We start from the raw sequence: 9,660 nt of genomic DNA, 5'->3' as shown, positions 1-9,660 counted from the left end.
GTTCCTCGGCCATCGTGGACTCATGCTGCTGTCCGGCCGTCAGCGCGAGGTGGAGCGGCTTACCGCCCGTCGTTGTGACGGCGTGAACCTTCGTTGAAAAACCTCCTCGAGAACGCCCCAGAGCATTTCTTCGGACCCCCCTTTTCCGCCCGAGGCGTCCTGGTGCGCCCGGACGACGGAGGCATCCGCGAGGGAGCCCAGTTCATCCACTTCAAGTCGCAGGGCCTTGAAGATGGCCTCCCATTTCCCGGCTTGGGCCCAGCGATGGAAGCGGTTGTACACCGTCTTCCAGTGGCCGAACCTCTCGGGCAGGTCCCGCCACTGCACGCCCGTCTTCACGCGCCAGATGACGGCGTTGATGAAGTCGCGGTCCCCTCGCTTCGAGGGAGGACCGCTGCGAGAGCCCAGCAAGGGCTTGATGCGGCTCCACTCGGCATCGCTCAGTTCATGTCGGCGCACAGCCAGCGTTGCTCATGCCTGACGCTGGCTGGCAACCTCCTGATGCCCCCCATGGCCGGGTCCAACACCGGTGCTTGATCCACCAGGTTGATTTTCGGGCCGGAGATCAGGGACAGCCCCTAGACTGTTCAGTACGTCTAAGGAAACCGCTTGAAGTCGCGTGTGCTTCTGCACGAACGCGTCGCAACCTTTCTGTACCTCGCCCGTGCCGTAAGGGCCATCTTCGGCAGGAAGCAGTTCTGCTGCCGCATCTGCAGCATGGGCGCAATGAGTCCGGTCAAGGCCCCATTTCCTCGGGAAGCGGTGTACGGAGAAACATCAGCCCGCCGCCCTTTCTGCGAGGAATGATTCGGAAGCCCTTTCCCGCTACACGGATCAAGTCGCCCTCCTGCCCCAGTCCCTGCGCGAGCCAAGCATCCGCATCTTCGGGCGTAGCGAACGACCGGGCCACGACAACGGATTCCGTGGCGGGGATGAAGAACTTCCGGAAGTACTCCCGGTAATCCTCCAGCTTCCCGTTCTCGCGGACGTAGAGCAGCGCCACCGTAGCGATCCTTAGCGCTTCGTCCTCGAGCGCCCCGTCCTCGAACTGCTCACCAATCTTCCCAAGGACGCCCATCACGGCATCGACGTCGAAATTGGAGTTGAAGGCCATGGGCCTTCCTACAGAGTGAGGTTCAGAGCTCCAGCGGCACCCATGGTCAAATGTCAGCGGAAAGAATCGACGATGTAGGCAGCGGCAACGGAGCCATCGAGAATCGCCATTCCGGGCTTTGACTCAGGCAGCTTCCGCATCTGATCCCGGCTGAGCCGAGCCACGGCGCAGATGGGAACCTTGTCGCCATCTGGAGGGTGGGCCTCGTACCAGCGAATGACGACCTGGGGCCCGCTCGTCCAGACCTGCCCATACAAGCGTGTCGTCGCCTCAAGGGTGCCCATGTCGTCCTTGAGGATGCTCTCAATGGGCCCGTCGTAGAGCGAGATGCGCCTTGCGTCGATCTGGTTGGCATCAAGATCCGCCAGCGCTGCATCCCCGACGCGCAGCCTCAGGTACCGCATGACTTCGAGCGCCTTCGCCGAGCACTCCTGCGGTCCTGGGGTGCCGTCGGGGCGTAGCGCCACACCGCCAGCCGTAGTGCAGCCGGAAGGGGCGCCAAGCAGGAGAACGGAGCCGAGCAACAGGGCCTTGGGCATGCGCATGAGCGCCACTTCTACTGCCGAAGCAGGGTGTGATCCATCGCGACAAACACCTGGAGGAGTCCATCGTCCCGGAATATCTGGAGGGCCAGATCGGCCAACTGCCCGTCCTTGTCCTCGAAGGCGCTCTTGTCGACAACGACGGCGATCGTTCCCGACTGTCCTGAAACGAGGACGGAGCGATTCATGCGAAGCGCGAACGGGCGAGCGCTGTCACTGGAGAAGTCGCGAGTGAGATAGGCCCCGTCGAACCTCCATGTCTGGCCATGGTAGGTGTTCGTCAGGTGAATTACGGCCGCCGCCTTTTCTGGCCCCGAGAAGACTTCAACGACCATGTCCATGTCTTCGTTCTTCGAGCGCCAGAACTTCGCACGCCGAAACGGCGTCTTCTTGACCTGTCCATTCGCGAGAAGCGTCGCATAGGCGTGGTCAACCGAGTTCTCTTCCTTCTTGAAGCGCTCATTCTCCTCACTCAGCTTGCGCTCGCGGCTGAGCGAGTCATAGAGCGACGAGAGGACCGCATTGTAACTGTCGGGGTCCTTGAACACGTTGACCTGATAGTCGATCCAGCCCCAATCCTCTCGGCTCTTGGCCCTCACGAGGAACGTGAACTCTGTTCCATCAACGAGTGTCACCAGCAGGGGTAGCGCTTCGCCGCTATCGAGTTCACGCAGCGGTTCGAGGATGACCTTCTTGCCGCCGATCAGCGGCGCTTCGAAACGTCCTTCCCACCCAAGGAACTTCGTCCGGGCGGGATCTACTTCCGCTTCGAATCGAAGCGCTGTCACCACCTGCCAGGAGACATAGATGGACGACGCCTCCTGGGCTGGATGGGCTGGGACCTTGATCGTCCGGATTGTCAGCTTGTCTGACACCTCCCTCGCCAGGGACGGCGAAGCGATCAGGACAAGCAGGAGGCCATACCTGAGGAAAGGGAGGGAGCGCATGAACTCCCAACCTATCAGGGCAGGTACGGTTCATCCAACCCTTGCCTTGAGTGATGCCTGGGCCTCCCGAGTGACGAGCTTCCCCGTGACGCCTTTGGGCAGCACCACGCCGAAGAAGAAGCCCTCCTCGAAGGGGTCCGTCGACTCGAGCTGGACCTTCACACGGGAGGCAATCGTCGTCAGTGCCGTCTTCAGGAACACCATCGCGAAGTCCGCGCCCACGCACGCGCGCGGCCCCCGCCCGAACGGGAAGAAGTAGCCGCTCCCCAGCGGGTCTCGTGCCGCGCCTCCGTCCAGCCAGCGCTCCGGCTTGAACGTGTCCGGGTCCGGCCAGTGCGCCGGGTCCCGGTGCAGGTGCTGGTTCGAGATCATGATCATCGAACCCGCTGGCAACGTGACCCCGGCCAGCTGCGCGTCCTTCGACGGCGTGCGCGTCATCACCCGGACCGCCGGCAGGATGCGCAGCGCCTCATACGCCACCGCCTCCGCCCACTTCGCGGACTCCACCTTCTGGAACGTCAGCGGCCCGCCCGCCACCAGCGAAGCGGCCTCGGCTGCCAGACGCGCATCGGCCTCGGGGTACTTGTTGAGCTGGTGGAACGCCCCCACCAGCGTGACGCTGGAGGAGAACGCCCCGCCGAAGTACGTCCCCCCGAGCATGTGCGCCAGCACCTGATCATCAATGCCCGGTGTCTCCCGCAGGTAGCGGGACATGAGGTCCACGGCCCCCGGGTCCCGCCGCTTGCGAGCCTCTCGGATGCGGTCCACGAAGTGCCCGTAGAAGCGCGCCTTCACCGCCTCGAAGTCCTTGGGCGGCTTCACGAACTTCAGCGGCAGCTTCGACTGGATGCGCGCGTCCGCCGCCCTCGCGAGCAGCATGAAGTCCTCGAACACCTGGTCCGGCAGCTTCTCCCCTACCTGAGCCACCGAGAACGCGTCGAACGTCAGCCGGCGCAGCGCGGGCGCGAAGTCGATGCGCTCCTGCTTCAGCAGCGCGTCCACGGACTCGGAGATGGACTCCTGCATGGGGCCCACCAGGTCCGCCAGCGCCTCTGGGGCCCACGGCTGCGCGGAGGGCTCCAGCGCGCGCTTCTGGACCCAGTCTCCACGCAGCTCCGCCGTGAAGGCCGTGTCGTCCGTCGTGGAGGGACGGATCTGTTCGCTGATGTTCCCCTTCTCGAACTCCATCCGGCGCGGCGACTCGTAGACCTCCGCGATGAGCGCCGGGTCGTTGAGCACCAGTCCGGGATTGGGCCCCATCCAGATGAGCGTGACGCCGCCGTACTCGCGGCCATAGCGGGCGCAGACGTCCCAGGGCAAAGCCCCCAGGAAGTCCCCGGCCGTGCCGAGGATCCCCGGCTGGGGACCGGGCAGCGACGCGAACGGCTTTCGCTTCGCGCCGAAGAACAGGTTGAAGAGGCCTCGAGAGAGGGCGTTGGGCACGGGTGGTGTCTCCTGACGGCGCTAGACGGTGATGCCGCAGGGGATGCGGTCGGCCTGCAGGACGGTGTAGGGCACCGCGAGCTTCGCGTTGCGCGCCTTCACGGCCTCGCTCTGCGCACGCAGGCGGGAGTGGAAGCGGTCGCGGATGGCAATGAGCTCCGGCTCCTGGAAGTAGTCCTCGCGCCAGCCGCCGTCGTGGAGCAGGTACTCCTCGTCGTCCCCGAAGCTGGACAGGGCGCGGCCCACGGCCACCTGCCAGAGCATCTGCGTCTTGGAGGGAATCATCGCGTCGATGTCCTTCTCCCCCAGGACGCCCTTCTTGCGCGGCGGAGGCTGGCGCATGCAGAGCGGTGCGTTGGGCACGAAGGCGTAGTGCTCGTACTGGAGGTAGTTCACCGCCGCGTGCTGGACGCTGACCGTGAAGAGCACCGTGGTGAGGATGTCCGTGAGGTCGGACACGCGCTTCAGCTCCGCGCACGGGAGCTTGTCCACGGGCAGGCCGTGCTCGGTGAGTTCCTTCCACCAGCGCTGCATGTCGGCGTCGTGCACCAGGTCCTCGTCGGACCTGTAGAAATGCCCCAGCACCCCACCGACGTACTCCTCGAGCGCGTCCCACAGGAGCAGCGCGTCGTCGCGGTACGGGTAGTGCGGAAGCACCGCCGGGTCGAGCACCCCGCGCCGCTCGATGTCCAGCCGCGGCTTGTTGTCCGCGAGCGTCCAGGCCCTGTACCCCTTCTTGCCCAGGAACACATGGCCCTGGTCGGGGCCGCCGGTGGCGATGAGGTCGTCGAACACGCCGCCTTCCGCGAGCAGGCCCTTACGCGCGCCCTCGTTGATGGCGAGCGTGTAGCGGAAGTGCCGGCGCAGCAGCTTGTAGACCGGGTGTGGGTCCGGGAGGTTGCGCATCGTCGCCACGACGAACGGCTCCGCCACGAAGTGGGTGCGCAGCGCGTGGCCCACCATCTGGTGCGTGTTGCCCTCGCTGCACCGCAGGTAGATCTTCGCGGCCAGCCAGTCGTGCGGACTGTCATTCGGCGTGAACACCGGGTCCAGCTCCGGATCCCGCCCGAGCTGGATGGCGATGGGCCGCAGCTGCCGCGTGTCATCCAGATACAGCAGGCACCGGGACGCGGGCGCCCACCGGCGCTCCTCGACGCCCGCCTTGTCCGTCTTCTTGAACATGGGCACGTCGCCCAGGATCTCGAAGTCGAGCAGGAAGACGCGCTTGCCGGCCAGCGCCTGCTCCAGCGTCGTGCCCGGTGACAGCTGCCCCTTCAGCGCGTCATCCGTCACGGGCATGCCCTCCGGCAGCGCGGTGATGGACTGGATGTGGACGGGGCTGATGCCCTGCACCGCCTGCCGGGCGAACTCGAAGTCGTCCTGCCAGCGCCGGGCGAGCGTGGGCAGCTCAAGGCCCTTGAAGAAGTCGAAGATGTCGACGAGGCCGTTCCACGCCTTGCTCAACACGGGCATGTGCAGCTTGATGGCCGCAAGCGTCTTCGCGATGACGACCTCGTAGCTGCCGTCCACGAGCCCCCGGTAGAGCTCGTCCTTCGGCAGCGGCCGCGCCTCCGTGATGTCGAGCGCACCGGGCAGCCCGGCGGTCGCCTCCGCGGGGCGCCATGGATACATGCGCTGCCGGGCCTGGAGCAGCTCGTTCCGGGCGGCCCTCTCCCGCTCGTGCTGGACCTGCTGGGGCAGCCGGGCGGTGCCCTCCAGGACGTCCGCGGTCGTCCTGGCCAACACCCAGCGGTAGTAGGGGAAGAACCAGTGCTTCCCCGTCGCGGTGACGGTCACCGAGTCCAGCAACCAGTCGCCCCCCACCCCGCCGCCCGCGTTGGTGAAGCGCAAGAGCAGCAGGTCGCCCAGATCCTCGGCCTTGACGGGATAGGCATCCACCGCCCCGGCCTCGAAGTCGTTGTGGAAGCGCTTGTCCAACAGGTGCGGTTGACTCTCACCTTTGGTGCCCACCAGGACCACGGAGATGGCCGCGTTCGTTCCGGCACCGAGCTTCGAGCTCGTGCGAATCGTCAGCGTGTATTCGACAGTCATGGCTTTCCCCACTAGCACGTCAAATCCAAGGTACGCCGCCTGAAAGGCGCGGCGGACAAGCCCTGGCTCGCGGGGACAGGTGATCGCAGGCTTGGGCTTTGGATCCAATCGTGGATCCCCCGAGGGTGGTACCTTCCGGCGCGATGAAGCGCGCTCCCTGTCGTTCCCTGTGGGTTGGTGGTTCCGGTAAGGCCTCTTGCACTGGGATTGAGGCCTGGCGCTGATGCGGACCGCGTGGCGCCGGCTGTTGACCTCGCTGGGGTTCTCATCGAAGGCCGTGGAACCGCCCCTCCTGGAGGCGGAGGAGCTGGCCCGGTGGTACGCGGGGCTGGGGCTGAAGGAGCGGCTGGCGGTCAGCCGCAACCTGGTCAAGCAGGTGCGTGCGCCGCGAGCGCTCCGGGCGTCGTCGACCCTCCCCGCCGCCGTCACCGGCAGGTTGATGTTCGAGCAGGACGGGCCCCAGGGGCCCATTCCCCTGCATCACATCAAGGTCGAGCTGTGGGACCGGGACTTCGGCACGCCGGACGACTTCCTTGGCGACGGCTTCACGGCCGCGGATGGTTCGTTCGAGATCCGCTACGACCCGGCGGACGCGGGTGAAGGAGACCTGCCGGACCTGGAGCTGCGCTTCTTCGAGCCGCAGCACACGTTCCGACAGGACGGCCGCGTGGTGGAGACGTGGAGGCGCATCGGTTCGGAGCGCGGGCCGGATGACCACGCCGGGCTGGCGTATGACTTCGGGACGCTGCGGCTGCCCTACTGGGAGTACGACCCGTCGACACCGCTGGCGCGGTTGCTGGTGGCGGAGGAAGGCACCCCGCCCACGGCGTATGCGCCCGGACGCGCGCTGGCGATGCTCAAGGCCGTCGCACCCATCGAACTGGTGAAGCGGCAGCACCAGATGCAGATCCGGCTGGGACAGGCGCCGAGCCTCGCGAAGATCCAGGCGGACTACCCGGAGACGATGACGGTCCGGATGGAGCGCGAGTCCCCGGGCTCCACTCGGAGCGACGTATGGTTCGGGGAGCGCCTGCTCAACGGGATGTTCTCCACCCTCCTGGACCGCGACCCGGAGGTGCCTGGAGACGACCAGGCCTTCCGGCTGTACCTGCCGTGGAATGCCTATGAGCAGGACGGCGTGCATTGCCTGCCGGACGTGGACCTCCGGCTTCGGCTGGTGGACGGGAAGCTGATGCCCCAGCGGATCATCCTGGGGATGCGGGAGCCCGGAGCGACGGCGCCCGGCTCACCGGTGACGCGCCGGACGTACACGCCCGCGGATGGCGCGGCCTGGGAGGCGGCGAAGCGGATGGCGCGGGTGAGCGCGACGCTGGACGTGGAGCTGGGCAATCACCTGGGACAGTGCCACTTCAACGTGGAGCAGTACGCCATCGCCGCGCACCGCAACCTGCGGCGCAATCCCTTGTGCTGGCTGCTCATGCCGCACCTGCGCGAGGTGGTGTTGATCAACCACGCCGCCAATGGGTTCCTGGTGGGACCCACGGGGTACATCACGCGGGCCAGTGCGCTGACGGAAGCAGGCATCCACCAGCGGCTGGAGCACCTGATGGGCAGCTATGACTGGAAGGGCTTCGCGCCCGCGGCGCCAGTCTGCGAGGGGCACCGCTACGCGCACGCGGGACAGCTGTTCTGGAAGCTGCTCGGGGAGCACATCGACGCGTTCTTCTCGGAGCACGGCGCGGAGGTGGAGGCGCAATGGCAGGAGGTGCGCAGGTTCTCGGACGACCTCGTCGCGCACTCCGCGCCAGCGTTCGTGTGCCGCTATCTGCGGGCGAAGGTGCCGGGCAAGGACGCGCCGTGGTTCGTGCGCTCGGAGCGCATGGACCTGGACGCGAAGGTCACGGAGCCGGCAGCCAGGGCCGTGAGCGCGGTGACGCGGACGGAGACGCCCCAGCCCGGTGAGGTGGAGGCGCTGAAGCACCTCTGCCGCTACGTCATCTTCTTCGCGACGTTCCGGCACGCATGGGCGAACAACCTCCAGTGGGAGGACGCGGGCGAGGTCCTGTACTCGTGTCTGGGATTGCGCTGGGGCAAGGGCGGCGCGCTGTCCCCGGAGGAAGACCTGGACGTCGCGCCGACACCGGATGAGGCGACGGAGATGCTGTGGATCTCCTGGATGCTGTCCAAGACGAACTACGGCTTCATCCTGTCCAACGAAGAGGAGGACGTGCATCCCCGGCTGCTGGAGCTGCTCCGGGCCCATGCCGCGGACTTCGCGGCCCTGGGCCTGGACGTCAGGACGGTCAGCTCCCGCATCAACATCTAGGCGGCTTCAGTACGTCCAGGGGAAGCGCTTGAAGTCGCGCTTGCGCTTCTGCACGAACGCGTCGCGGCCCTCCTGCGCCTCCTCCGTGCCGTAGCCCAGACGCGTGGCCTCGCCCGCGAAGAGCTGCTGGCCCACGAGCCCGTCGTCCGGGAGGTTGAAGGCATACTTCAGCATCTTGATGGCCGTGGGGCTCTTGGTGTTGATCTCCGCCGCCCACTCCAGCGCCACCTTCTCCAGGTCCTTGTGCGGCACGGCCTTGTTGATGGCGTTCATCTGGAACGCCTCGTCCGCCGTGTAGGCCTGGCCCAGGAAGAAGATTTCGCGCGCCCGCTTCTGCCCCACCTGCCGCGCCAGCAGCGCGCTGCCGTAGCCCGCGTCGTAGCTGGCCACGTCCGCGTCCGTCTGCTTGAACATCCCGTGTTCCTTGCTCGCGATGGTCATGTCGCACACGACGTGCAGGCTGTGCCCACCACCCGCCGTCCAGCCCGGCACCACCGCGATGACCACCTTCGGCAGGAAGCGGATCTGCCGTTGCACTTCCAGGATGTGCAGGCGTCCCAGGCGCGCGGGGTCCGCCGCGTCCTCGCCGGGCTCGTACTTGTAGCCGTCCTTGCCGCGGATGCGCTGGTCGCCTCCCGAGCAGAACGCCCACCCGCCGTCCTTCGGCGACGGCCCGTTGCCCGTGAGCAGCACCACGCCCACGTCCGTCATGAAGCGCGTGGCCTCCAGCGCCCGGGCCAGCTCGTCCACCGTCTTCGGACGGAACGCGTTGCGCACCTCCGGCCGGTTGAACGCGATGCGCACCGTGCCCTGATCCACCGCGCGGTGGAACGTGATGTCCTTGAACTTGTGGCCTTCCACCGGCTGCCAGCGGGACGCGTCAAAGAGGTCCGAAACCATGCGCTGTCTTGCTCCGAAAATGGGGAGAGTGAACGGCCCGGAACCCTAGCGGTTTCCGCTCGGGGACGCCCGCGCTACCGTGCGCGCCATGTCCACGAGCCTGCTCGTCGTCCATGTCCACGTGCACGTGCTGCCCCAGCACGTCGACGCCTTCCTCCAGGCCACCCTCGCCAACGCCCGCGAGAGCGTGAAGGAGCCCGGCATCGCCCGCTTCGATGTCTGCCAGGACAACGAAGACCCCACCCGCTTCGTCCTCGTGGAGGCCTACCGCACGGCCGAAGCCCCCGCCGCGCACAAGGAGACCGCCCACTACCTCACGTGGCGTGACACCGTCACCCCCATGATGGCCGAGCCCCGCGTCCCCCGCCGCTACAC

9 protein-coding genes are annotated in these 9,660 nt (G+C 66.7%); 2 read left to right on the top strand and 7 right to left on the bottom strand.

Translation table 11 applies throughout. From position 1 onward, the window contains the following. Positions 1–39: 39 nt before the first annotated feature. The 6 genes from D7V80_RS38140 to D7V80_RS38115 all read right to left on the bottom strand — a co-directional run bounded on the left by D7V80_RS38140 (position 40) and on the right by D7V80_RS38115 (position 6,098). The gene (locus tag D7V80_RS38140) at positions 40–459 is read right to left on the bottom strand and encodes an IS5 family transposase (protein ID WP_158616771.1); all 420 of its coding nucleotides are present in this window, start codon (positions 457–459) and stop codon (positions 40–42) included. A 277-nt stretch (positions 460–736) separates the two neighbouring features. After that, entirely contained in the window at positions 737–1,114 is a 378-nt protein-coding gene (locus D7V80_RS38135) for a hypothetical protein (protein WP_120592738.1), read from the bottom strand. A gap of 53 nt (positions 1,115–1,167) precedes the next feature. Next, positions 1,168–1,659, bottom strand: coding sequence for a serine/threonine protein kinase (locus D7V80_RS38130; RefSeq protein WP_120592737.1), 492 nt, complete (start codon positions 1,657–1,659; stop codon positions 1,168–1,170). An 11-nt stretch (positions 1,660–1,670) separates the two neighbouring features. Continuing rightward, entirely contained in the window at positions 1,671–2,603 is a 933-nt protein-coding gene (locus tag D7V80_RS38125) for a DUF2381 family protein (RefSeq protein ID WP_120592736.1), read from the bottom strand. 30 nt (positions 2,604–2,633) lie between these two features. Next, complete coding sequence (locus tag D7V80_RS38120; RefSeq protein ID WP_120592735.1) at positions 2,634–4,046, bottom strand: cytochrome P450; 1,413 nt, start codon at positions 4,044–4,046, stop codon at positions 2,634–2,636. 21 nt (positions 4,047–4,067) lie between these two features. Further along, complete coding sequence (locus tag D7V80_RS38115) at positions 4,068–6,098, bottom strand: lipoxygenase family protein (RefSeq protein ID WP_120592734.1); 2,031 nt, start codon at positions 6,096–6,098, stop codon at positions 4,068–4,070. A gap of 223 nt (positions 6,099–6,321) precedes the next feature. Here D7V80_RS38115 and D7V80_RS38110 point away from each other — a divergent pair, with 223 nt between their 5' ends. Next, positions 6,322–8,385 (top strand): lipoxygenase family protein, encoded by a 2,064-nt coding sequence (locus D7V80_RS38110; RefSeq protein ID WP_120592733.1) that lies wholly within the window; start codon positions 6,322–6,324, stop codon positions 8,383–8,385. Positions 8,386–8,391: 6 nt separating this feature from the next. Here the strand turns inward: D7V80_RS38110 and D7V80_RS38105 are convergent, their stop codons facing one another. Beyond that, positions 8,392–9,285 (bottom strand): 1,4-dihydroxy-2-naphthoyl-CoA synthase, encoded by an 894-nt coding sequence (locus D7V80_RS38105; protein WP_014395551.1) that lies wholly within the window; start codon positions 9,283–9,285, stop codon positions 8,392–8,394. A gap of 88 nt (positions 9,286–9,373) precedes the next feature. Between D7V80_RS38105 and D7V80_RS38100 the strand changes: the two genes are divergently transcribed. Continuing rightward, the coding region (locus D7V80_RS38100) for a putative quinol monooxygenase (protein ID WP_120592740.1) at positions 9,374–9,660 on the top strand (287 nt) is incomplete at its 3' end.

The organism is Corallococcus sp. CA054B (assembly GCF_003611625.1).
Lineage (GTDB): Bacteria > Myxococcota > Myxococcia > Myxococcales > Myxococcaceae > Corallococcus > Corallococcus coralloides.
Note: the sequence above shows the minus strand (reverse complement) of the source record. Positions and strands in the feature narration are given on the sequence as shown.